Source organism: Nocardioides sp. (assembly GCF_016462705.1).
Lineage (GTDB): Bacteria > Actinomycetota > Actinomycetes > Propionibacteriales > Nocardioidaceae > Nocardioides.
In genome coordinates this window covers 1-23,048 of sequence record NZ_JAEMSS010000015.1, presented here as the reverse complement: position 1 = coordinate 23,048, position 23,048 = coordinate 1, and the positions used below count along the sequence as shown (strand labels likewise).

The window sequence follows — 23,048 nt, the reverse complement described above, 5'->3', positions numbered from 1 at the left end:
CGGCCCGCAAACCGCTCGGCCAGCAGCTGGCGCGGATCATGACCACGACCGACCACAAGCTGATCGGCAAGCTCTACCTCGGCACGTCCTTCGCCTGGTTCCTCATCGGAGGCCTGATGGCGATGCTGATCCGCTCCGAGCTCGCCTTTCCCGGCCAACAGGTCGTCAACGACGAGCTCTACAACCAGCTGTTCACGATGCACGGCACGATCATGCTGCTGCTGTTCGCGACCCCGCTGTTCTTCGGCTTCGGCAACGTGATCATGCCGCTGCAGATCGGCTCTCCCGACGTCGCGTTCCCGCGGCTCAACATGTTCAGCTACTGGCTGTTCCTGTTCGGCGGCCTGATCGCGGCGTCCGGCTTCCTGACCCCCACGGGAGCGGCGGACTTCGGCTGGTTCGCCTACACGCCGCTGTCCGACGCGGTCCGGTCGCCCGGGGTCGGTGGCGACCTGTGGATCATGGGTCTGTGGATGGCCGGGCTCGGCACCATCCTCGGCGCGGTCAACTTCATCACCACCATCATCTGCATGCGGGCGCCGGGCATGACCATGTTCCGGATGCCGATCTTCGTGTGGAACACGCTGGTGACCAGCCTGCTGGTGCTCATCGCCTTCCCGGTGCTCGCCGGAGCCCTGTTGATGCTTGAGGCCGACCGACAGCTCGGTGCCCAGGTGTTCGACACCGCGCACGGCGGGGCGATCCTGTGGCAGCACCTGTTCTGGTTCTTCGGGCACCCGGAGGTCTACATCATCGCGCTGCCGTTCTTCGGCATCGTGACCGAGATCCTGCCCGTCTTCAGCCGCAAGCCGATCTTCGGCTACGTCGGGCTCGTGGGCGCGACGCTCGGCATCGCGATCCTCTCGGTGGCGGTCTGGGCCCACCACATGTTCGTCACCGGCGCCGTGGACCTGCCGTTCTTTTCCGGCATGACGTTCCTCATCGCCGTGCCCACCGGCGTGAAGTTCTTCAACTGGATCGGCACGATGTGGGGGGGAAGTCTGTCCTTCGACACCCCCATGCTCTGGTCGATCGGCTTCCTGACGACGTTCCTCTTCGGCGGCCTGACCGGCATCATCCTGGCCAGCCCCCCGCTGGACTTCACTGTTTCCGACTCCTACTTCGTGGTCGCCCACTTCCACTACGTCGTGTTCGGCACGGTGGTCTTCGCGATGTTCGCGGGTTTCTACTTCTGGTGGCCGAAGATGACCGGCCGGATGCTCGACGAGCGGCTCGGCAAGGTGCACTTCTGGCTGACGTTCGTCGGCTTCCACACGACGTTCCTCGTGCAGCACTGGCTGGGCGTCGAGGGCATGCAGCGGCGGATCGCGGACTACCTGCCTGCGGATGGCTTCACCACGCTCAACCAGGTGTCGACGATCGGAGCGTTCCTGCTGGGCGCCTCGACGCTGCCGTTCTTCTACAACGTCTACATCTCCCGCAAATCGCCCCTCGTCGAGGTCGACGACCCGTGGGGTTGGGGTCGCTCGCTGGAGTGGGCCACCAGTTGCCCGCCGCCGCGGCACAACTTCGTCACCATCCCGCGGATCCGCTCCGAGTCGCCGGCGTTCGACCTGCACCACCCGGAGGTGGCCGCGATCGAGCTCGACCAGAACGAGGCGGCGGCCGAGGGTGGCTTCGCGGACGCTCCCGACATGGAGGGCCGCGAGGAGCTGGTCGAGGACCGGGTCGACGGCCAGGTCGATGACAAGGACGGTGAGGGCCGATGAAGGCCGAGGCCTGGATCTTCGGCGCGTGCACCATCTTCCTGGTGCTGGTGACGCCCGCCTACTGGCTGGTGACCGACGCGAGCGGGCACACCGACGGCGGTGACTGGACCGGCACCTCGGCGCTGGCGATGACCACGCTGCTGACCCTGATGGTGACGATCTTCCTGGGCTTCCACGCCCAGAAGATGGACCCGCGTCCCGAGGACCGCAAGGACGCCGAGATCGCCGACGGAGCGGGTGAGCTGGGATTCTTCCCGCCGTACTCGTGGTGGCCGCTGTGGTGCGCCATGGCGCTCGGCGCCATGGTCTACGGTGTCGCGATGCTGGCGTGGTGGCTGGTCATCATCGGTGGCGTGCTCGGCGCTGTCGCGCTGTCCGGCTGGATCTACGAGTACTACCGGGGTGAGCACGCTCACTGAGGGCCTGAGCGTCGGCGCGGGTCCGACGCAACCTTCCGCGTCGCCGTTTCGTCTCCTGTAGGAGCCCTTGGTTAGCCTTTCAGGCTGATCGAACCTACCCCTCTGGAGTGCCCTGATGCCGTCCCTGGCTGTCCGATCGACGACCGGCGCAGCAGCTCTGCTGCTGGCCGCGACGTTGCTGAGCGCCTGTGAGTCGGGCTCCGCCGACCCGGACACCGGCACCGGCTCCCAAGACGGCACTCCGTCGTCCTCCTCCAGCAGCGACGGAGCCCCCGCCGAGGCCGCCTCGATCAGGAGCAACGTGAAGCGTGGCGCCCGTGACGTCCCGGTCGACACGCTCCTGAGGATCGCCGCCACCCACGGGCGGCTGAGCACGGTCACGGTCACCGGTTCGGGCGAGGCCGGCGCCTTGGAGGGCGAGATCTCGGGTGACGGCGGCATGTGGAAGACCGAGGACCGGCTGGAGCCGGCCACGACCTACGTCGTGGAGGCCGCCGTACGCGGCGACGACGGCGACGTGGTCACCCGCCGGTCCCGGTTCACCACCCAGGACCTGTCGCTCGACCAGCAGACCTACCCGTCCGTGGCGCCGCTCGCCGGGGAGACCGTCGGAGTGGGGATGCCCGTCATCGTCAGCTTCGACGTCCCCGTGACCGACCGCGCCTCGTTCGAGCGCCACATGAAGGTCACGTCCACGCCCGAGCAGGCCGGCGGCTGGTACTGGCTGAGCGACCAGGTCGCCCACTACCGGCCCAAGAAGTACTGGCGGGCCGGGACCGAGGTCAGCGTCGACGTCGACATCAACAGCGTCCCGGCGGGCAACGGCATCTACGGGCAGGAGAGCCGGCACGTCGACTTCCAGGTCGGTGACGCCCACGTCTACAAGGTGGACATGGACTCGCACCAGATGCGGGTGTTCTCGGGCGGCAAGCTGCTGCGCACCCTCCCCGTCACGACCGGTGAGGAGCCGAAGTTCACGACCCGCTCGGGGATCAAGGTCATCATGGAGAAGTACGACGCCAAGCGGATGGACTCCGAGACGGTCGGCATCCCCAACGACAGCGCCGACGGCTACAACATCGACAACGTCCAGTGGGCGATGCGGGTGACCTCCTCCGGTGAGTTCATCCATGCCGCGCCGTGGTCGGTCGCCTCCCAGGGGAGCGCCAACGTCTCCCACGGGTGCACCGGCCTGAGCACCGCCAACGCCGACTGGCTCTACCACATGAGCGTCCGCGGGGACGTCGTGGAGTACGTCGGCACGGACCGGTCGATCGAGCCCGGCAACGGCTGGTCGGACTGGAACCTCAGCTGGGCCGAGTGGCAAGAGGGCTCGGCTCTGGCTTGATACCCCCGCAAGTTCGGCCCGGCACCCACGACGGACGCTCCGCTCCGCTCCGCGGAGCTCCGCCGTCCATCGTGGCCGCCGGGCCGATCGCGGGGCGCGCTCGCTCCGCTCGCAGATTCAAGCGTCCGTGGCCTCTAGCCGTCGTCCTGATGCGGCTGAGGCCTGATACCGATCGCGGGCGCTCTCACTCAGCGAGCGGCCGATCGCTCGCGTCCACTCTCGCTCAGCAGCTGCTTGACCCGGGGGACGACCTGGGTGCCGTAGAGCTCGATGGCGGTCATCAGGTGCTCGTGGGGCATCGTGCCGTTGCTGTACTTGAGGTCGAACCGGGACAGGCCCAGGACCTCGACGGTGCGGGCGATGCGCCGCGCGACGCTCTCGGGGGAGCCGACCATCAGCGCGCCGGTCGTCGCCTCGGCGTCGTACTGGTCCCGGGTGGCGGGCGGCCAGCCGCGTTCGCGCCCGATCCGGTCGCGCATCGCCCGGTAGTGCGGCCACAGGAGGTCGCGGGCCTCGTCGTCGGTGGCTGCGACGAAGCCGGGGGAGTGGACCCCCACGGGGAGGGGCGGCTGGTCCAGCTCGCGCAGAGCCCGCTGGTAGAGCTCGGCGTAGGGCGCGAAGCGCGCGGGGTCCCCGCCGATGATCGCGAGCATCAGCGGCAGGCCGTAGCGTGCCGCGCGGACGACCGACTCCGGTGAGCCGCCCACACCGATCCAGGTGGGGATCGTGCCGCGTTCGGTCTTGGGGTGCACGTCGGCCTCGACCAGCGGCCGGCGCGTGGTGCCCTCCCAGGACACCGGACGCTCGCTGCGCAGCCGGGCGAAGAGGTCGAGCTTCTCGGCGAACAGGACCTCGTAGTCGGCGAGGTCGTAGCCGAACAGCGGGAACGACTCGGTGAAGGACCCTCTCCCCAGGGTCACCTCGGCCCGGCCGTGGGAGAGGGCGTCCAGGGTGGCGAAGCGCTCGTAGACGCGCACCGGGTCGTCGGAGCTGAGCACGGTGACCGCGGTGCCGAGAGTGACCCGCTCGGTGCGCGAGGCGATCGCGGCCAGGACCATGTCGGGCGCGGACACCGCGAAGTCGTCGCGATGGTGCTCACCGATGCTCACGTGGTCCAGGCCCACCTGCTCGGCGAGCACGGCCTCCTCGACGACGTCCCGGATGACCTCGGCGTCGGTGCGGCGCTGTCCCTCGGGGTCGACGGTCACGTCGCCGAACGTGTCGATCCCGAACGTCACCGGTCGGTCGTAGGCCATCGTCTGTTCCTCCTGAACGAGATCACCCGCCCGTGCGAGCACGGGCGGGTGATGGCGGAGCGGGTGGGGCTAGTGGTCGCCGCGGAGGGTCTCCTCCTCGACGAGGTGGTGACCGTCGAACTGGTGCCCGTCGGCGGACACACCCTCCATCGCCGCCTGGAGCTCGTGCTCGTGCTCGGCGTGGTGGTGTGCCGCCTCGAGCTCCTCGGCGGTCGGCTTCTGGATGTTGTCGGCGTACATCGTGGTCTGGAGCCGACGGCGGATGCCCGCCAGCGGGCTGCGCTTGGGTTCGAGCCCGTTGGCGTCCACGCCGTCCTCCCCGGACTGGAGCTCGGCCAGGTCCGGGTCGCGGTCCCGTGCGGTCATGGTGAAGGCCCGGGCCTCGCTGATCGGCAGGTGCCGCTCGGAGTAGCCGCCCTCGGGCGACCGCATGATGATGCCGGTCTCGTAGCCGTGGAGCAGCACCTCCTCGTCCTTGCGCTGCAGCGAGATGCACCAGCGCTTGGTGATGATGAAGGCCAAGGCCGGCCCCAGGAACACCGCGACTCTCATGAAGTAGGTGATCTGGTTGATCGACAGGTCGAACGTGATCGCGATCAGGTCGTTGCCGCCGGCCGCCCAGGAGAGGCCGTAGAACGTCATCAGGGACACCATCACCGCGGTCCGGGTCGGTGCGTTGCGCGGTCGCTGCAGGAGGTGGTGGTCCCGCTTGTCACCGGTGATCCAGGACTCCAGGAAGGGCAGGAGGATCAGGATCGTGAGCATCAGCGGGGGCACGAGCAGGATCGGGACCATCACGTTCCACGAGATCGTGTGCCCGAAGATGTGGCTCTCCCAGCCCGGCATGATCCGCAGGAGACCGTCCGGCCACCCCATGTACCAGTCGGGCTGCGAACCGGCGGTGACCTTGGACGGGTCATAGGGCCCGAACAGCCACACCGGGTTGATCGACAGCAGGCCACCCATCAGCGCGGTGACGCCGAAGACGATGAAGAAGAACCCGCCCGCCTTGGCGGCGTAGACCGGGAGCATCGGGTAGCCGACCACGTTGTGCTCGGTGCGGCCGGGGCCGGGCCACTGCGTGTGCTTGTGGTAGACGAGCAGCAGCATGTGGGCGGTGATCAGGGCGAGCAGCAGGCCGGGGATCAGCAGCACGTGGATCGTGTAGAACCGCGGGATGATCGCGTCACCCGGGAACTCGCCACCGAAGAGGAAGAACGACATGTAGCTGCCGACGACCGGGCTCGCCTTGAGGAAGCCGTCCGCGGCCCGGATGCCCGTGCCGGACAGGAGGTCGTCCGGCAGGGAGTAGCCGGTGAAGCCCTCCAGCGTGCCGAGCAGCAGGAGCAGGCAGCCGATGACCCAGTTGAGCTCACGCGGCTTGCGGTGCGCACCGGTGAAGAAGACCCGGAGCAGGTGGATCATCATCGCCGCGATGAACAGCATCGCCGCCCAGTGGTGCATCTGCCGCATGAGCAGTCCGCCGCGGACGTCGAAGGACAGCTTCAGGCTGGAGGCGTAGGCCTCCGACATCTCGACGCCGCGCAGCGGGTCGTAGGAGCCCTCGTAGTGCACCTCGCCCATGCTCGGGACGTACCAGAAGGTCAGGAAGACACCCGAGAGCAGCAGCACCACGAAGCTCCACAGGGCGACCTCGCCCAGCATGAAGGACCAGTGGTCGGGGAAGACCTTGCGCAGGTTCTTCTTCATCATCGTCGCCAGCCCGAGCCGGTCGTCGGCCCAGGTGGCGGCCGCGCCCGCGCGGTTCGGCTTCTTGGCGGTGGCCGCAGTGGTGTTGCTGTCGGCGACCTTGCTCGTGTCGATGCTCATGCGTGACCTCGTCACTCGATCTCGGTCGTGCTGGCGTCGGAGTCACGTTCCCAGTAGCTGGGGCCGACGGGCTCACGGAAGTCGCTCTGGGCCACCAGGTAGCCCTCCTCGTCCACCATCAGCGGCAGCTGGGGGAGGGCTCGGGCCGCCGGTCCGAAGATCACCTTGGCGGAGTCGGCGAGGTCGAAGGTCGACTGGTGGCAGGGACACAGCAGGTGCTGGGTCTTGCGCTCGTTGAGCGAGATCGGGCAGCCCACGTGGGTGCAGATCTTGGAGTAGCAGAGGATGCCGTCGACGTCCCAGTCCTCACGACCCTCGCCGGGGGTGTTGTCCGCGGGGTCCATCCGGGTGAGGACGACCGCGCCCTTGGACTTGGCGACCTGCAGCGGCACGCCCTCCAGCAGCGGCTCACCGTCCTCGTCGACGGCGAAGATCGTCTCCGGCTCGGCGTTGACGAGGTCGCCGATCTCGAGGTCCGAGGGACGGATCGGCGTGCCGACGACGTCGCGGACGACCCGGACGCCGCGGTCCCACACGGTGTGCTCCAGACCGGCGCCGGGGTAGTCGCCGGCCTCGGTGACCTGGGCGTTGGTCGGGCCGAGGTCGCGGAACAGGACCACGGCGGGTGCCAGCAGGACCGTGACGGCCCCGAGCAGCGAGTTGCGGACCAGCGGCCGTCGGCCGATCCCGGACTCCTCGGCGCCCTGGGACAGCTGGGCGAGGGTGGCCTCGCGGTCCTCGTCGGACGACCGGGCGGGGTGACGCATCTCCACGATCTCGTGGTCGGCCATCAGCTTGCGGGCCCACTGGATGATCCCGATGCCGATGAGGAGCAGGGCTCCGCCGAGAGATGAACCCAGCGCCACGGTCTGGGCGCCCAGGCCGATGACGGTCTCGTTCTCGCCCACGTTGAAGTACGCGACCACGAACAGCACCCCGCACACGGCCGAGAGGCCGAAGAGCGCGGCGATCTGTCGCTCCGCCCGCTTCTCCATCGCGGGGTCGACGTCGGTGGGCCGCCAGGTGTGCACCGGGAGCCCCGGGTTCTTGATCGGCTCGTCCGGAGGGAGCGCCGGGAGTCCGTGGCCGATGGGCTGCCCGTCGGCGTCGTTCATCTCCACCGGCTGGTGCCCCGTGCCGTCCGGCGCGTGCTCGGGACTCATCTGCCCAGTCATGCTGCCTGACCGTCCTTCTGCCTCGTCGAGCGCGTGGTGTGGGCGGCGATCCAGATGGCGAAGCCCACCATCGCGCCGATCCCGACCACCCACGCGAACAGTCCTTCGCTCACCGGGCCGAGGCCGCCGAGGGTGAACCCGCCGTAGGCGGGCTGCTCACGCAGTGAGTAGAGGTAGGCGATGACGTCCCGCTTCTCCTCCGGCGACAGGTTGCCGTCGGAGAAGTTGTCCATGTTGCCGGGGCCGGTGAGCATCGCCTCGTAGATGTAGCGGGCCTCGGTCTGGCTCAGGTCCGGCGCGTAGCCGCCGCGCGGCATCGCCCCGCCGTTGCCGGCGAAGTTGTGGCACGCGGTGCAGTTGGTCCGGAAGATCAGCCCGCCTCGGGCGATCGCCTCGACCCGCTCCTCCTCGCTGAGGTCGGCCGTCGAGTAGTCGGCCTCATCGGGCACGGCCGGGCCGGGGGCGAGGCTGGCGACGAAGGCGGCGAGCGCGTCGATCTCGTCCTGGTCGTAGACCTGGGGCTTGACCGGGTTCTGCTGACCCGGCTGGGCCATCGGCATCCGGCCGGTGCCGACCTGGAAGTCGACCGCCGCAGCGCCAACCCCTGCCAGCGGCGGGCCGAGCTGGTTGCCGTTGACGGTGTCGATGCCCTCGCCGTTGACGCCGTGGCAGGTCGAGCAGCCGACGAGGAAGAGGGCACGTCCTTCGCGGACGAGCTCCTCGTTGCTGTCGGTCGACCCCGCCTGGGCGGGCGCGAACACGGCGTACATGCTGCCGGTCAGCACCAGGCCGAGCAGGAGCAGGACGGCGCCGGCGATGGGACGGCGGCGGTGCCGTGAGAGACGGCCGGCCCAGCGGTTGGTCCAGCCGTTGACGTGCCTCATGCCGGAGATCCGCTCCCTCACTTGATCAGGTAGATCGTGGCGAACAGCCCGATCCAGACGACGTCGACGAAGTGCCAGTAGTAGGACACCACGATGGCGCTGACCGCCTGCTCGTGGGTGAAGCGCCGGGCGATGTAGGTGCGGCCCAGGACGAGCAGGAATGCCACCAGTCCGCCGGTGACGTGGAGGCCGTGGAAGCCCGTGGTCAGGTAGAACATCGAGCCGTAGGCCGAGCTCGAGATGGTCACGTCCTCCTGGACGAGGGTGACGTACTCGGTGACCTGCCCGGCGATGAAGATCGCCCCCATGAAGTACGTGAGGATGAACCACTCACGCAGGCCCCAACCGCGCACGTCGAACAGCGACCCGCGGCGGCCCACCTGACCGCGCTCGGCCGCGAACACGCCGAGCTGGCAGGTCAGGGACGACAGCACCAGGATCGTGGTGTTGACCGAGGCGAACGGGATGTTGAGCAGCCCGGTGTTCTGCGCCCAGAGCTCCGGGCTCACCGAACGGATCGTGAAGTAGGCCGCGAACAGGGCCGCGAAGAACATCAGCTCGCTGGAGAGCCAGATGATCGTGCCGACGCTGACCATGCTCGGCCGGTCGTGGTGCCCGTGAAGACGGGAGGCCGGAATGGTCGTCGCTGCTGTCGCCACGCGGTCATTATGTCGTGACCTGCTCCGGGGGCCAGACCCGGGGCCGGGTGTTTCGCAGGCCTACTGTGGACGGGTGCCACCGTTCGACCTGGGCAGGGTCATCACCGAGTGGGGACTGGACCCAGTGCCCCTGGTCCTCACGGTCTGGGCTGCCGGTCTCTACCTGGTCGGCGTGCGGGCCCTCCACCGCCGCGGCGACGCCTGGCCCCTGGGTCGGACGGTCATGTTCGTGGGTGTCGGGATGGGCCTCTTCTACGTCGCCACGTCATCGGGTCTGGCGGCGTACGACACCACCCTGCTGAGCGTGCACATGGTCCAGCACATGGTGCTGTCGATGCTGGTCCCGCTCGCCCTGGCGCTCGGGGCACCGGTCACCCTGGCGCTGCGCACCCTGCCGCCGGGCCCGCGTCGCTGGCTGCTGGCCGTCCTTCACTCCCGGGTCGCGCAGGTGCTGTCCTTCCCGCCGCTGACACTGCTCCTCTACGTCATCTCGCCCTGGGCGCTCTACTTCTCCGGCTGGTACGCCGCATCGCTGGACTCGGCGTACGTCCACGAGATGATGCACGTGCACCTCGTGGCCGTCGGTGCCCTGTTCTTCTGGCCCCTGGTCGGTGTGGACCCGCTCCCGGGACGGGTCGGCTACCCGTTCCGGATGATGCTGGCGGTCCTCACGCTCCCGTTCCACGCGTTCCTCGGGGTCACGATCATGGGTCAGGAGACCCTGCTCGGCGGCGCGCACTACACCGCCCTGCGCGAGCGGGCGGGCTACTCGTGGCTGCCGGACGCCCTCGACGACCAGCACCTCGCCGGCGGCATCCTGTGGGCCAGCGGGGACCTGATCGGGCTGGTCCTGTTCGGCGTGCTGTTCGTGCAGTGGGTGCGCTCCTCGATGCGGGAGGCGGAGCGCGAGGATCGCCGGCTCGACCGGCTCGAGGCACGGGAGCAGAGCTCGCAGCGATAGCATCCAGGCGTGGCCGACCAGATGCGCGACCAGGACCGGCTCAGGGTCCTCGTCTACAGCGACGACGTGAACACCCGGCAGCAGGTCATCCTCGCGCTCGGCCGGCGGCCGCACCCGGACCTGCCCGAGGTCACCTACGTCGAGGTGGCGACCGAGCCGGTCGTGATCCAGAACATGGACGCCGGCGGGATCGACCTGGCCATCCTCGACGGGGAAGCCGTGCCGGCCGGCGGCATGGGCATCGCCAAGCAGCTCAAGGACGAGATCTACCAGTGCCCGCCGCTGCTGGTGCTGACCGGTCGGCCGCAGGACGCCTGGCTGGCCACCTGGTCGCGGGCCGACGGCGCGGTGCCGCACCCGATCGACCCGATCGAGCTCGCCGAGACCGCGGTGGCGCTGCTGCGACCGCGGACCCCTGCGACCGCCTGAGCAGTCCGTGTCCACCTGGCCCGAGGTCCTGGGCGCGCTCGTCGCGCGCACCGACCTCACGAGCGCCCAGACGGCGTGGGCGATGGGGGAGATCCTCGGCGGCGAGGCGACCTCGGCGCAGATCGCCGGCTTCGCGGTCTCCCTGCGGGCCAAGGGCGAGACCGTCGAGGAGGTCGGCGGGCTGGTCGACGCCATGGCCGAGCACGCGACACCCATCGCGGTCGAGGGTCGGCTGCTCGACGTCGTCGGCACCGGCGCCGACCGGTCGATGTCGGTCAACATCTCGACGATGGCCGCCATCGTCGCCGCGGGTGCGGGCGCGCGCGTGGTCAAGCACGGCAACCGCTCAGCGTCCTCGCAGTCCGGCTCGGCGGACGTACTGGAGGCGCTCGGTGTCCGGTTGGACCTACCGCCGGGCCGGGTGGCGGCGCTGGCCACGGAGGTCGGCATCACCTTCCTGTTCGCCGCCGCGTTCAACCCGGCGATGCGGCACACCGCCGTGCCCCGCCGGGAGCTCGGCATCGGCACGACGTTCAACTTCCTGGGCCCCCTGGCCAACCCCGCTCGCCCCCAGGCCAACGCGATCGGCTGCGCGGACCCCCGGATGGCTCCCGTGATGGCCGGCGTGTTCGCCCAGCGCGGCGTGGACGCCTGGGTCTTCCGTGGCGACGACGGTCTCGACGAGCTCACGACCACGACCACGTCGTCGATGTGGGTGGTCAGGGACCGCGAGGTCACGACCGCGAGCATCGACCCCGCGGCGCACGGCCTGGCGCCGGCCACGGTCGAGGACCTCCGGGGCGGCGACGCGGCGCACAACGCCGAGGTGGTGCGCCGGCTGCTCGCGGGGGAGACCGGGCCCGTGCGCGACGCGGTCCTGCTCAACGCCGGTGCTGCCCTGGCCGTCCACGAGGCGGCGTACGACGCGACGCAGGAGTCGCTCGACGAGCAGCTCGCCGCAGGCATCCTCCGGGCGGCGGAGGCCGTCGACAGCGGTGCCGCGCAGCAGACTCTCGAGCGCTGGGTCGAGGCCTCCTCGGCCTAGGCCGGCGGCGACGAGGCCAGGAGCTGCAACGACGAGGACTCCTCCACGACCCGCCAGCCGGCGAGCTCACGCAACGCGTAGGCGAGCTCGGAGTCGGGATCCAGCACGGCGTAGCCGAGCTCGTCGTCGCGGATGATCTCCAGCCATCCGGACCGCAGCTCGGACACCGTGGCGTCCCGGTCGAGCTCGGCGGTGGTGTAGGTGTCGCCGTAGCCGTGGCTGAACACCTCGAGCTCCGGGAAGCGCCACACGACGTAGCCGCCGTAGCCCGTGTCGGTGAGCAGCCTGGTGCCGCTCGGCAGCTCGGAGAGCGGCTGGTCGAGCGACCGGAGTGCGGCCGGTGGCCGGTCGGCGGCGTCGGGAACCTGGGCCGCGAGCAGCGCCAGCGCGGCCACCACGGCGCCGGCCACCCAGTAGCGCTCCGCCCGCAGGGTGGGGGAGCGGGGTCCGACCAGACGCTGCGCGCTCGCGGCGAGCACCGGCGCCAGCATCGCGGCGGCCACCGGCACGGTGCGCAGCGAGTAGACGGTCCACGCGGCGGCCAGCCCGATCAGCAGGATGTGGACCCAGGTGCTGCCGCGCCGGATCGCGATCACGGTCGCGGCGCCCAGCAGGCCCAGGGCCGCGATGGTGTTCAGCTCGGTGAAGACCGGCGTGCCCCACTCGCTGAAGTACTCGCCCCGTGAGCTGACCGTGAGCACCGCCTCGACGAGCCGGGGTCCGACCGGTGTCGCGCAGGCGGCGGCCGCGGACAAGGCGGGGACGGCAAGCTGCCGCAGGCTCCTGGTCGACCTCTGGTCCAGGCACGCGCCGACCACGACGGTCACCCCGATGACGATGCCGACCGGCCACATCCCGTGACACATCGCCCAGACCCAGGTGAGCGGCACGAGGACCCAGGGCGGGCGTCCCGTCTCCTGGGCGCGGAGCCAGAGCGAGGTGGTCACGGCGACCAGGACGTAGCTCAGCACCTGGGGGCGCATCGACATGCCCGCGGCGGACGCGCACAGAGCGACCATGACGAGCGGCACCGCGATGACGGGGTCCGCCCGTCGCCGGGCGACCACGAAGAACGTGACGGCCAGCATGAGGAACTGCAGGCCGGAGAGCCACGCGACGCCAGGAAGGCCGAACCAGTCCTCGAACCTGGCCATCACCACCTGCGTGAGCCACTGCGTCGGCACCCAGTCGGCCGTCGCGAAGCCGGTCACCGAGCCCGGCCGGCCGAGCTCCCAGCTGCCGGTCAGGAACTCGTGACCGAACCTCAGGTGGAAGTAGGTGTCGGTGTTGTCGAGCGGTTTCGCCGCGAGCCTGACCATCAGCAGCAGCACGCCGGTGAGCACGGCGTAGGGGAGGATCCAGCGCACCGCGGCCGAGACGGGGTCTCGGCCCTCGCCCTCGGGCGTGCCGTCGGAGGCCGCGTCCAGGTCCGGGAGGGTCGACCGGGCCCTGCTCATGGTCGAGCCGGTTCTCGGCGGTGCCGGGTGAGCCCGAGCCAGAGGAGGCCGAAGCCCAGGACCGAGAGCATCGGGACGAGCAGTCCGCCCACGGCGGTCGCGGTGGCGGCGTCGGTCGATTCACCCAGCTGGACCGATCGCTGCGAGATGACGTGGACCACGGCCCCCATGGCGAGCACGGCCGGGAGCAGCACCCGGTCGGTCTCCGAGCCGTCACCTCGGCAGGACTCGGCGAGGATCAGGATCACGCCGCAGGCAGCGGGCCAGGTGTAACGCCCCTGCCAGGCGAAGCCGAGGTCGCTGTACGTGAGGAGGGTGAGGCAGACGGGCAGGGCGGTCAGGCCCACCACCAGCACGAGCACCGCGAGCCGCTCGCGACGGAGTGCGGTCCTCGGAGCGATGAACAGCAACGCCCCCCACACCGCGAGCACGAGGGCGTAGACCGGCCAGGGGGCGAACTCGTCGCGCAGGGGGAAGACCCCGATCGACTGGAGGAGCCACACGATGGGCTGGATCAGGATCCCGGGGAACGGGGAGCCCTCGAACTCGAGCCCCTCCAGCTTCGGCTGGTTGGCGCCGGAGACCATGGTCCACAGAGCGCCCGCCCCGCACGAGGCGATGACCAGGCAGATCGACGCCCACCAGCGACGCGGCCGGCTCCGGACGGCGGCGGCCCACTGGGCGGCCGGCGCCAGGAGGACCAGGGCCCCGACGATGACGGCCACCCACAGCGGTCCCAACGTGCGGGGCAGCCCCACGAGCACCAGGCCGACGGTGAGGGCGGCAAGCGTGGACGAGCCGATCTGGTCCCCGTTCCTCAGACGGTCCACGGCGGCGAGGCCGGCGCACCACGCGAGCATCGCGGCACACAGCTCCACGCCGTTGGGGGCGGCGACCGAGGCGCTGTAGGTCACCACGGGGGTCATCGCCAGCAGGAGGCCCACCGTCGGCCACCGGGAGCGCCGGCGCGCGGTGACGAGGAAGGCCCAGGTGAGCAGCAGCACGCAGATCAGGGCCGTGCACGCGCGCATCGCGTAGAGCGCCGCCGTGCCCTCGAAGGGCAGCGCGGCGGTGCCGATGACGGCGTAGAAGACCGGGTTGTACCTGGCGGCCGAGCTGGCGACCAGCACGCGACCGTCGTCGAGGCGCTCGACGGGCTGGCACTTGTCCGGCGCGGCCAGTGCCAGCGCCACGCACTCGGGCCGAGCCGCGTCCACCAGCGACTCCCGCACCGACAGGAGCTCACCGCGCCCACCGGGTCCGACCACGTAGTCAGGAAGGAACTCGCCGTGCGCGGTGGCGTCGGCGCGGTAGGCGTGCTCGATCTCGTCCGCCCCTCCGTAGGGCGCGACGACGCAGATCCACGCCGCCTGGACGACGGCCAGGCCCAGCAGCACCAGAAGGACCGTTCGGCCCGGGACGGACCGGGTGGAGGGTGCGGCCGGCGCGGTGGGCGCTGCCCCGAGGCTGGTCATCGCCCCGTGGCGTGACGGGTCAGCCGACCGACGGTGGCGAGGTCGCCGCGAGCGGCGACGCTGGGCAGTCGCATCTGGGGTCTCTCCTCGGCGGAGCCGTCGTGCCTGCGGGTCTCGTCAAGGCTACGAGGATCGACGGCTGCGCTAGACCTGTTTGCGCCAATTGACCAGGCCCAGTTCCACGGCCGGCCCGGCCCCGCCCTGCGGCGGGATCCTCACTCCAGACCGAGCGAGAACGCCGCTTCCAGGTCGTGCCGGGAGTAGGTGCGGAACGCGATGTGGGTCTCGGTCGAGATCACTCCGGGGACCTTGTTGAGCCGGTCGGCGACCGTGGTGGCCACGGCCTCGTGGTCGTGCACCCGCACCAGCGCGATCAGGTCGATCTGACCGGTCACCGAGTAGACCTCGCTGACACCCTCCAGAGCGGCGATCGCCTCGGCGACCTCCGGGATCCGGGCGACGTCGGCCTTCACGAAGACAACGGCGGTGATCACGGCTCGAATCTAGGGCATGGCCGAACCGTAGCCGGTCTCCGGACCGCTCAGCTCCTGGTCATCTCCTGACCTTGACCACCTTGATCACCAGCGGCTTCGCCTGCGACGGGGCGGTGGCCGAGCTGCCGGTGTAGCTGACGACCAGCTTGTGCTTGCCGACCTTCAGCTTCTTCAGCCGGATCACCAGGCGCCCGTCGCCGTTCGCCTTCAGCGCCGTGGTGGCGATGACCTTGCCCGCGTCGGTCACCTTCACCGCACCCAGCGTGGTCGCGTAGTCGAACATCTCCACGTAGACGTCGAGCACGCCACGGTCGCGTGTGGTGATCTTCTTGACCTGTGCCGTCGCCGTGGTCTTGCTCGACAGCTTGGACACCGCCCTCGGCGCGCTCATCGCCGAACCGGGGGCGTAGCCGGCAGTCGTGGCGGTGACCCGCACCGACACCGGCAGGCCCGCGTCCCGGGTCCGCACCACGTAGGCCTGACCGGTCTCCCGGGCGACGGCCTGTCCGTCGACGAACCACTGGTAGGCGTACGTCGGGGAGCCGGGCCAGGTGCCCGGTTGCGCGGTGAGCGTCTCGCGGGCCGCGGCGACGCCGGTGATCGTGGGCACCTCGGTCGGCTGCACGACCGCGCCGAGCGAGCCGTGGATGACGTTGCTGGTCGAGACGCCGTTCTTGTAGCCGTCCCGGGCGCCGGTCGCCCGGACGGTGAGCGGGCGGTCGACGTCGTCGCCGACCACGGTGTACGTCGTCGCCGTGGCTCCGGGGACCGGCCAGTCGCCCCGGTACCACTGGTAGGTCGTGGCCACGTCCGGCATGTCCCAGACCGGAGCCGTCGCCGTGAGCAGGGTGCCGACCTGCCCGTTGCCGGAGATGCTCACCCCGGGCTGGGCGGTCGGCGTGTCGACGACCAGGAACCGGGTCCAGGCAGACGTGCCCATGTCGACGCCCGTGATGTCGACGGCGGTGACCCGCCACTCCCAGTCCCCTCCACCCAGGGTGTCGACCGGCGCCCAGGCGGTGGCGTGCGTCGTGGCGTAGTAGGGAGCACTGCCGCTGCCGGCCAAGCGCCATTCGACCCGGTAGCTGCTGGCCGCGTTCTGCGGCAGCCAGGTGAACAGGCCGTCGGAAGGTTCCACCCGCGCTCCGCCGACCGGCGCGACCAGTGTCGGGACCACGTCCCTGACCCGGAACCGTCCCCACGCCGTGGGACTGGCCGCCGTGTTCCAGTCGCCGTTGCGACCGCTGACGTCGTTGCGGCGTACTCGCCACACGTAGGGGTTGCCGCTGGCCGGCAGCGGCGCGTCCAGGGCGAACGTCTGGCGCGGGTCGTTGTAGTCGACCCGCACCCGGTTGACCGGGTTGGCGCCGGTGTCCCCGTTGCGGTAGATCTCGACGTCGTAGGTGACGCCGAAATCGGCGCCCTGCCACTCGAGGGCCTGGTCGCCGGCCACGACCGCGTCGTCGACGGGGCTGGTGAGGACCGGGACCGGCGAGCGCTTCGTGAACGCGACGGGGTCACTCCAGGTCAGCGGGTTGCCGGAGCCGTCGACGGCCTGGACCCGCCACCACAGCGGGCCCTCCGGGTAGGTGGTGTGCGGCGAGACGACGCTGCGCTGGTCGACCTCCAACCTGTCGATCACCGCGTCGAACTGGGGGTCCGTCGCCACCTCGACCCGGTAGTAGAGGGCCTCGGTCGTGGCGGGCGTCGACGGGTTGGAGTCGGAGTTGTCCGCGGTGCTCACGGTCTGCAGGTAGTCCTCCCAGCGGAACTGGACGGCGTTGCTCACCACATCGCCTTCCAGCGGGGCGAGGGGCTTGACCGCGTTGCTCAGCTTGTTGAACGAGTGCTCGGCGTGCTGCAGGGGCGCACAGGCGTCGCTCGCCCGGCACGGCTGGACGGTCCAGAAGTAGGCGGTCCCGGCCTGGCTGTCGGGGAGTGCCACGGTGTCGGACCACATGGTGCTGTAGACGCGGATCCCACCCAGCCGGGGAACGAGGTTGGTCAGCTCGGCGTCGTAGGACACCCAGAGCCTGTAGTAGGCGGTGTCCGGGTGCGCGTCCCAGGAGAGGACCGGCGTCTGGCGGAGGTTCTGGCAGCTCGCCGGCAGGGTGGCGTCGCAGTCCACGACGGGTGTCCCGGCGGCGCCGGTCAGGTGGTTGCCCGTGATGGCGGCGCGGTATCCGGTCACGACGGCGGGTGGGGCCAGCGTGAAGGTCCCGATCGCGCCGCTGGCGATGACCGTGCCGCCGCTGTAGGCCTCGACGAACCACTGGTAGTTGCCAGACGCGAGACGGCTGGTGCCGGTGTCCTCCCCGGCGGGGTAGGGGAAGTTGCCGACCTCCTGCCACCCACCACTGCTCCCGCGCCGCATGTAGAGCCGGTAGCCCGTGGCGTTCGTCACCGGGGTCCAGGTGAGCGTGGGCTGGTGCCTGTGGACCGCGTTGGGCGACGTCGGGGCGGGGGTCGTCGCCGTGGCGGGAGGGGACGAGACGACGGTGAACGTGCGCTGCCATGCCGGAAGGACGCTCGACCCTGCGCGCCCGTCCTCGCTGACGGCTCTGACGCTCCACCGGTACGTCCCCGGCTCCAGGATGTGCCAGGGGGTCCACGACACACCGGCGGTGCGGCCCGAGGTGACCGCGCTCGTCGCGATGTTGGTGACGGTGACGTCGTAGTAGGAGGCCCCCGCGCTCGCTGCCCACGACAGCGTCGGGACGGTCACCGACTCGCCCTGGGACGGGCTCTGCAGCGAGACCAGCTCGGGGTCGTAGGTGAAGCTGAAGACCTCCGCCGAGATCAGGTCCGAGACCGGGGCCGGGCTCGAGTAGTCGTCGATGGCCTTGACCCGCCAGAAGTAGGTGCCGGCGGCGCCCGGCCAGCAGTCGCCGTTGGCTGCCGGCGTGAAGGTCGTCTTCACGGTGCGGCACCTGATGACCGAGGACTCGGGCGTGAAGCTGTCGTTGGTGCTGAGCTCCACGACGTACGTGCTGGCGAGCTGGGTGCCGGTCCACTGGAAGTAGAACGGGTCACCGACGGTGGACTCGTCGAGCGGGTACTCCAGCTCCGGTTGGTCCGGCCAGTTGCGACGGAAGCTCCAGGCGTCCGACGTCGACGGCCAGGCCGGCCGGTAGCCGGCGGCGTCGACGGCGCGGACCCGCCAGAAGTACTGGTCGTTGTTCAGGGTGCCCGGACGGGCGTAGGTGGTTCCCCTGATCCCGCGTCGGTCCTCCACGACGGTCAGGAAGTTGCGGTCCGTGCTGACCTGCAGGTCGTAGCTCGCGGCCCCGGGCACCGGGGTCCAGCTGAGCACGGCGTCCTGGACGACCGGGGCGACGTTCGGGTTCGCCGGGTCAGGAACCGGCGACACGCGCAGCGGCGCGGCCAGTCCCGGGTCGACGTAGGAGCGGACGGCCGACCAGTCGGTGTAGTTGCCGGGGCCGGCTTCGGCCCGGACGTGCCAGTAGTAGGTGTTGGGCTGCTGGAGGGGGACCACGAAGGTCGTGCCGCGGGTGAACCGGCTGGTCTTCTGGGCGGTGTCGGTGAAGTTGGGATCGGTCCCGTACTCGAGCTCGTAGGCCGTCGCTCCCGCGACCGGGTTCCACGAGAGCTTGGGTGGCGACTGGGGCTGGGGGAGCACCGCACCGTCGGCAGGTCCGGTCTGGGTCGGTGCCGCGCCGGGCGAGCGCCGGAACCCGGCAGCGGTCCAGGGATTCGAGCCGCTGACCCGCACCCGCCACCACAGGTCGCCGTTGGGCAGCTGGGTCCGGACGACGTACTGGTGGTTGACCGTGCTCTCGGCGACGACGATGTTGCTGAACGACGCGTTGGTGGCGATCTGGACGTCGTACCGCGCGGCTCCCGGCACCCTGTCCCAGGAGAAGACCGGGAGGCCCGCCACCGTGCTGCCCTCCGCCGGCGACAGGCTCGTCGGCTGGTTCGCGACGGCGGCCGGAGCGTTCACCGACACCAGTCCCACGAAGGCCACAGGCGTGACGACGAGCATCGCCAGGACGCGGACGAGGGACCGAGATCGGCTCACAAGAGCTCCTTGAGCAACGGAGGGCGCAGTTCGCGCCACCGTAGGTCGGCTCTCGAGGCCCCGTGGTCGAACCAGGACAAATGGTCCGAAGGGACTACCGGTCAGTCGGAACGACGAGTCGGGTCACCTGGCGGGTCGGGCCACGGGCGAGAGGTCGCGCCGCTCCCCGAACGGCACCAGGGCGCGCCGGGACTCCTCCACGGCGTCGTGGACGGCGGTCCGTCCGCCGGCGCCGAACACCGGGCAGCTCCACTCGCCCTGGACGTCGACGAGGCGCACGCCGGGCGACTCCAGCCAGCGCAGCACCTTCTCGGACTCCTCGGCCGTGGCCGCGCCGACCGGTCCGAGACCGGGCAGCACCGTCTCGGCGGAGTCGCCCAGCTCCTCGACGTACTGACGGGCATCGGCGCCCGACGGGATCACGCCGGCGGCCGCGAGCCGGCCGTAGCGCACGACGTGCACCGCCCAGCGACCGTCGTCCTCGCGCCGCACCGCGACCAGCTCCGGGCACCGGGTCAGGGAGGAGAGCCGTTGCGTCCGCGAGCTGGCCCGGACGAAGGCTGCCAGCCGGTCGCGATGGACGCTCGCCTCCTCGAAGCGCTGGTCCTCGGCGAGGCCGGCCATCCGGCTGTTGATCGCCTCGACCACCTCGTCGGGCCGCTGCAGCAGGGTGTCGCGCAGCACCCGGACGACCGAGGCGTACGTCGCGTGGTCGACGCTGCCGTCGCACGGGGACAGGCACCGACCCATCTCGGCGAGCACGCAGGGCGTCCGTGACGGCTGTCGCCCGAAGCGGTCGGAGCACTGGCGCACGGGGAACGTCTCGTGCAGGGCGGCCAGGCACTTCTCCGCGACCTGACGTGACCCGAACGGGCCGAGGTAGTCGGCATCGTCGTCCAGGACCTTCTTGACCAGCGAGAGCCGGGGCCACGCCTCGCGGGTCAGCTTGACGAAGTGGACCTTCTCCGGGAACCGGGAGCGACGGTTGTAGCGCGGCTTGTGCTGGGCGATGAGGCGCAGCTCGCGGACCTCCGCCTCGAGGGCAGTGCTGCACGTGATCCCTTGGACGCTCTGGGCGAGACCGACCATCTCGCCCATCCGGGACCGGGTCTCCGAGGCGGTGAAGTAGCTGCGGACCCGGGTGCGCAGGTCGCGCGACGTGCCGACGTAGAGGACCTGGCCGCGGTCGTCGCGGAACAGGTAGACGCCCGGTGCGTGCGGCAGCCCCTCAGCGAGGTGCCGCTTCTTCCGCTGGGCGGTCGACACCCGGGACGAGAAGGTCTGCAGCTCCTCGAGCGTGTGGACGCCGAGCCCGCCCAGCCGTTCCATCAGGCCGTGCAGCACGTCGACCGTCGCCCGGGCGTCGGAGAGCGCGCGGTGGTTGGGCGTGGTCGTGGAGCGGAACGCCAGGGCCAGGGACGACAGCTTGCAGTTCGGCGCGTCGTCACGGGTGATCACCCGGCGGGCCAGCTTGGCCGTGTCGACGACCTCGAACCTGGGCCAGGGCCGGCCCTGCCGCTCGGCGAAGTGACGCAGGAACCCCACGTCGAACGGGGCGTTGTGGGCGACCAGGACGGTGCCGGCCGCGAACTCGAGGAAGGCGGGCAGTGCCGAGTCGATGGGTGGGGCGTCGCTGACCATCGAGTTGCTGATGCCGGTGAGCACGGCGATGAACGGCGGGATCTCGGTGTGCGGGTTGACCAGCGTCTGGAACTCGCCGAGCACCTCACCGCCGCGCACCTTGACCGCGCCGATCTCGGTGATCATCGAGCCGGCCTCGGCCGAACCGCCGGTCGTCTCGAGGTCGACGACGGTGAACGTGACGTCGCGCAGGGGGCGGCCGAGCTCGTCGAAGGTGCGCTGGCACTCCCAGCGCGCGACCTCCGGCGTCATCGACGTCCCGTCACCCATGCCTGCGACGGTAGGTCCGGTCGCCGACATCGCCCGGCACCCACGCCGGACCCCGGGCTCGGGGGCTGTTCCTCCTGAGGTCCTCCTAGGGTGTGGGGCGTGACCGCCACCCCGGGCCTGCCGGACGCCGCCAGCCGGTGGCGCTGCGGCGGCTGCGGCAACCTCACCCGGTTCGACGTACGGCGCACCCGCACGACCACGGAGTTCTGGCACTTCGACCTCGCCGGGTCGCACCAGGTCGAGGAGACCGACGTGCTCGACGAGACGGTGGAGTCGGTGACCTGCCGGTGGTGCGGCCGGTCGGACGCGATCGAGCTCGTGGCGCGCAGCGACGTCGGCTGAGGGCCGCCCGGCCGCCCACTGTCGGTGGGCTCTGTCACCGTCGGGGACATGACGACACGCATCGACTGCGACACCTGTGTGGTGAGGGGTCTGGCCTGCCACGACTGTGTGGTGACGGTGCTCCTCGGGCCGCCGCCCGAGCTCACCTTCGACGACGACGAGCAACGCGCCCTGGACGTGCTGGCCCGGGGCGGCCTGGTGCCGCCGCTGCGGCTGGTCCAGCCCGTGTCCGGGCCGGAGGTCGAATCGGCGTGAGGTCGAGCTGAGGGCTGAGGTCTGAGTGACGGATGTGAATGGTGTGACGCAACGTGCGGAAAATCTCCCCGGCGCGGACGGTTGAGGTTTGGACGACCGGAGCACGGACCGTTAGCGTGCGTGTCCAGGTGCTCGTGGAAGTGGACCAGCCGGTCCGCGCGGGCGCCGCGCTGAGTCCCGGTCCGCCGGGAGCCGGGGAACCACCTGCCCGAAGGCTGGGCACCTGGGGTGAATCCGCCGTGAGGTGCGACCGTCGAGAGGCGGCCGTGAGGAGCGGTGGTAGGGCAAGTCGTGCCCGAACCCGTCAGCTCACCCGGTAGGCGTACGACGCCAAGGAGACCCCTCGACCGTGCACCACCCCCGGTGGCGAATCGTCACGGCCCTCTCGGGCATCGCGCTCTTCGCAACCCTTGGGCTCGGCGCCTCGTCGCCCGCCCAGGCCGAGCCGGACATCGAGGACGTGCAGGCGCGCGTCGACCGGCTCTACCACGAGGCCGAGCAGGCCTCCGAGCGCCTCAACGACGCCGAGCTCGAGCTCGCAGAGCTCGAGCGGGACCTGGACTCGCTGAACGCCGACCAGCAGCGTCAGGACGCCACCCTCGATGCGGCCCGCGACGAGCTCCAGGACTCCATCGTCAGCCAGTACCAGGGTCAGAGCCTGGCGGCCGTCGGTGAGGTGATCGTCTCCGACGACCCGAGCGGGTTCCTCTCCGGACTCTCCACGATGTCGGCCTACCAGGGTGTCCAGGCCCAGCTCTTCGACGCGTACGCGGACCAGGCCAAGGCCCTGGACCTCCGCGCGAAGGCGACCGCCGAGCGACTCGCCGAGATCGAGCGCACCGAGGCCCTCCTGGCCAAGGAGAAGGCCGAGATCGAGGAGAAGCACGGCGAGGCCGAGGCGCTGCTCGAACGTCTCGAGGAGGAGGAGCGCGCCGCGCTGCTCTCCCGCGGCTCGGTCCGCCTCCCCTCCGGTGTGGAGACCTCCGGCCGCGCGTCCGCCGCTCTCGAGTACGCGATGGCCCAGGTCGGTGACTCCTACGTCTACGGCGCGGCCGGGCCCAACGCGTTCGACTGCTCCGGTCTCACGATGATGGCCTGGGCCCAGGCGGGCGTCGGGCTGCCGCACTCCTCGAGCGCCCAGTACGGCTCCGGCCCGCACATCCCTGCCAGCGAGCTGCGTCCGGGCGACCTCGTCTTCTACTACTCGCCCATCAGCCACGTCGGGATTTACATCGGCAACGGCCTGATCGTGCACGCCGCCAACCCGGGTGCGGGCGTCCGGGTCGCCGAGCTCTACTCCATGCCCTACGTCGGCGCCGTCCGCCCCGGCTGAGCC

Annotated in this window: 19 protein-coding genes and 1 riboswitch; of the genes, 9 read left to right on the top strand and 10 right to left on the bottom strand. The window is 70.6% G+C overall.

All coding sequences use genetic code 11. The features are described from left to right. Positions 1-38: 38 nt before the first annotated feature. The 3 genes from ctaD (at position 39) to JHD21_RS03380 (ending at position 3,497) form a co-directional block, all read left to right on the top strand. Positions 39-1,730: a cytochrome c oxidase subunit I gene (gene ctaD, locus JHD21_RS03390; protein ID WP_365695437.1), complete on the top strand. Its 1,692-nt coding sequence runs from the start codon at positions 39-41 to the stop codon at positions 1,728-1,730. Further along, positions 1,727-2,149 (top strand): cytochrome c oxidase subunit 4, encoded by a 423-nt coding sequence (locus JHD21_RS03385; protein ID WP_292671633.1) that lies wholly within the window; start codon positions 1,727-1,729, stop codon positions 2,147-2,149. The genes ctaD and JHD21_RS03385 overlap by 4 nt, the downstream gene beginning before the upstream one ends. 115 nt (positions 2,150-2,264) lie before the next feature. Continuing rightward, complete coding sequence (locus JHD21_RS03380; RefSeq protein ID WP_292671632.1) at positions 2,265-3,497, top strand: Ig-like domain-containing protein; 1,233 nt, start codon at positions 2,265-2,267, stop codon at positions 3,495-3,497. Positions 3,498-3,685: 188 nt separating this feature from the next. On the opposite strand, the gene JHD21_RS03375 is transcribed toward JHD21_RS03380, so the two are convergent. From JHD21_RS03375 to JHD21_RS03355, 5 genes are all read right to left on the bottom strand, one after another. Then, complete coding sequence (locus JHD21_RS03375; RefSeq protein ID WP_292671630.1) at positions 3,686-4,753, bottom strand: LLM class flavin-dependent oxidoreductase; 1,068 nt, start codon at positions 4,751-4,753, stop codon at positions 3,686-3,688. 69 nt (positions 4,754-4,822) lie between these two features. Continuing rightward, positions 4,823-6,583 (bottom strand): cytochrome bc complex cytochrome b subunit, encoded by a 1,761-nt coding sequence (locus JHD21_RS03370; RefSeq protein ID WP_292671629.1) that lies wholly within the window; start codon positions 6,581-6,583, stop codon positions 4,823-4,825. Between the two features lie 11 nt (positions 6,584-6,594). Beyond that, positions 6,595-7,698: a Rieske 2Fe-2S domain-containing protein gene (locus tag JHD21_RS03365; protein ID WP_292671665.1), complete on the bottom strand. Its 1,104-nt coding sequence runs from the start codon at positions 7,696-7,698 to the stop codon at positions 6,595-6,597. Positions 7,699-7,754: 56 nt separating this feature from the next. Then, the gene (locus tag JHD21_RS03360) at positions 7,755-8,642 is read right to left on the bottom strand and encodes a c-type cytochrome (protein ID WP_292671627.1); all 888 of its coding nucleotides are present in this window, start codon (positions 8,640-8,642) and stop codon (positions 7,755-7,757) included. Between the two features lie 17 nt (positions 8,643-8,659). Then, on the bottom strand, positions 8,660-9,280 hold the full coding sequence (locus tag JHD21_RS03355; RefSeq protein WP_292671663.1) for a heme-copper oxidase subunit III: 621 nt from the start codon (positions 9,278-9,280) through the stop codon (positions 8,660-8,662). Positions 9,281-9,374: 94 nt separating this feature from the next. Here JHD21_RS03355 and JHD21_RS03350 point away from each other — a divergent pair, with 94 nt between their 5' ends. From JHD21_RS03350 to trpD, 3 genes are read left to right on the top strand one after another with little or no spacing between them, the layout of a single operon-like run. Then, positions 9,375-10,262: a cytochrome c oxidase assembly protein gene (locus tag JHD21_RS03350; RefSeq protein ID WP_292671626.1), complete on the top strand. Its 888-nt coding sequence runs from the start codon at positions 9,375-9,377 to the stop codon at positions 10,260-10,262. A gap of 21 nt (positions 10,263-10,283) precedes the next feature. Further along, on the top strand, positions 10,284-10,691 hold the full coding sequence (locus JHD21_RS03345; RefSeq protein WP_292671661.1) for a hypothetical protein: 408 nt from the start codon (positions 10,284-10,286) through the stop codon (positions 10,689-10,691). Between the two features lie 7 nt (positions 10,692-10,698). Then, positions 10,699-11,736 carry an anthranilate phosphoribosyltransferase gene (trpD, locus tag JHD21_RS03340; RefSeq protein WP_292671624.1) on the top strand — a complete coding sequence of 346 codons (1,038 nt, stop codon included), beginning with the start codon at positions 10,699-10,701 and terminating at the stop codon, positions 11,734-11,736. Here the strand turns inward: trpD and JHD21_RS03335 are convergent. The 5 genes from JHD21_RS03335 to JHD21_RS03315 all read right to left on the bottom strand — a co-directional run bounded on the left by JHD21_RS03335 (position 11,733) and on the right by JHD21_RS03315 (position 21,115). Next, the gene (locus JHD21_RS03335) at positions 11,733-13,193 is read right to left on the bottom strand and encodes a hypothetical protein (RefSeq protein ID WP_292671623.1); all 1,461 of its coding nucleotides are present in this window, start codon (positions 13,191-13,193) and stop codon (positions 11,733-11,735) included. The genes trpD and JHD21_RS03335 overlap by 4 nt on opposite strands. Next, positions 13,190-14,590, bottom strand: coding sequence for a DUF2142 domain-containing protein (locus tag JHD21_RS03330; protein WP_292671622.1), 1,401 nt, complete (start codon positions 14,588-14,590; stop codon positions 13,190-13,192). Before JHD21_RS03330 ends, JHD21_RS03335 begins: the two co-directional genes overlap by 4 nt. A gap of 293 nt (positions 14,591-14,883) precedes the next feature. Then, positions 14,884-15,162: an Lrp/AsnC ligand binding domain-containing protein gene (locus JHD21_RS03325; RefSeq protein ID WP_292671621.1), complete on the bottom strand. Its 279-nt coding sequence runs from the start codon at positions 15,160-15,162 to the stop codon at positions 14,884-14,886. 58 nt (positions 15,163-15,220) lie between these two features. Continuing rightward, on the bottom strand, positions 15,221-19,204 hold the full coding sequence (locus tag JHD21_RS03320) for a hypothetical protein (protein ID WP_292671620.1): 3,984 nt from the start codon (positions 19,202-19,204) through the stop codon (positions 15,221-15,223). A gap of 123 nt (positions 19,205-19,327) precedes the next feature. After that, entirely contained in the window at positions 19,328-21,115 is a 1,788-nt protein-coding gene (locus tag JHD21_RS03315; protein ID WP_292671619.1) for a DEDD exonuclease domain-containing protein, read from the bottom strand. 99 nt (positions 21,116-21,214) lie between these two features. On the opposite strand from JHD21_RS03315, the gene JHD21_RS03310 reads away from it, so the two are divergent. The 3 genes from JHD21_RS03310 to JHD21_RS03300 all read left to right on the top strand — a co-directional run bounded on the left by JHD21_RS03310 (position 21,215) and on the right by JHD21_RS03300 (position 23,045). Beyond that, positions 21,215-21,457, top strand: a complete 243-nt coding sequence (locus tag JHD21_RS03310; protein WP_292671618.1) for a hypothetical protein — start codon at positions 21,215-21,217, stop codon at positions 21,455-21,457. Between the two features lie 48 nt (positions 21,458-21,505). Further along, positions 21,506-21,712 carry a hypothetical protein gene (locus JHD21_RS03305; protein ID WP_292671617.1) on the top strand — a complete coding sequence of 69 codons (207 nt, stop codon included), beginning with the start codon at positions 21,506-21,508 and terminating at the stop codon, positions 21,710-21,712. 168 nt (positions 21,713-21,880) lie between these two features. Then, positions 21,881-22,037, top strand: a riboswitch (cyclic di-AMP (ydaO/yuaA leader). A 24-nt stretch (positions 22,038-22,061) separates the two neighbouring features. Next, positions 22,062-23,045: an NlpC/P60 family protein gene (locus tag JHD21_RS03300; protein ID WP_292671615.1), complete on the top strand. Its 984-nt coding sequence runs from the start codon at positions 22,062-22,064 to the stop codon at positions 23,043-23,045. Positions 23,046-23,048: the final 3 nt, after the last annotated feature.

What these genes read in the sequence shown, in the direction of transcription:
- JHD21_RS03365 (WP_292671665.1), bottom strand. Translation starts at nt 7,698, where the DNA reads ATGAACGACGCCGACGGGCAGCCCATCGGCCACGGACTCCCGGCGCTC.
- JHD21_RS03360 (WP_292671627.1), bottom strand. Translation starts at nt 8,642, where the DNA reads ATGAGGCACGTCAACGGCTGGACCAACCGCTGGGCCGGCCGTCTCTCA.
- ctaD (WP_365695437.1), top strand. Translation starts at nt 39, where the DNA reads ATGACCACGACCGACCACAAGCTGATCGGCAAGCTCTACCTCGGCACG.
- JHD21_RS03305 (WP_292671617.1), top strand. Translation starts at nt 21,506, where the DNA reads ATGACGACACGCATCGACTGCGACACCTGTGTGGTGAGGGGTCTGGCC.
- JHD21_RS03370 (WP_292671629.1), bottom strand. Translation starts at nt 6,583, where the DNA reads ATGAGCATCGACACGAGCAAGGTCGCCGACAGCAACACCACTGCGGCC.
- JHD21_RS03345 (WP_292671661.1), top strand. Translation starts at nt 10,284, where the DNA reads ATGCGCGACCAGGACCGGCTCAGGGTCCTCGTCTACAGCGACGACGTG.
- JHD21_RS03380 (WP_292671632.1), top strand. Translation starts at nt 2,265, where the DNA reads ATGCCGTCCCTGGCTGTCCGATCGACGACCGGCGCAGCAGCTCTGCTG.
- JHD21_RS03375 (WP_292671630.1), bottom strand. Translation starts at nt 4,753, where the DNA reads ATGGCCTACGACCGACCGGTGACGTTCGGGATCGACACGTTCGGCGAC.
- JHD21_RS03315 (WP_292671619.1), bottom strand. Translation starts at nt 21,115, where the DNA reads ATGGGTGACGGGACGTCGATGACGCCGGAGGTCGCGCGCTGGGAGTGC.
- JHD21_RS03335 (WP_292671623.1), bottom strand. Translation starts at nt 13,193, where the DNA reads ATGAGCAGGGCCCGGTCGACCCTCCCGGACCTGGACGCGGCCTCCGAC.
- JHD21_RS03385 (WP_292671633.1), top strand. Translation starts at nt 1,727, where the DNA reads ATGAAGGCCGAGGCCTGGATCTTCGGCGCGTGCACCATCTTCCTGGTG.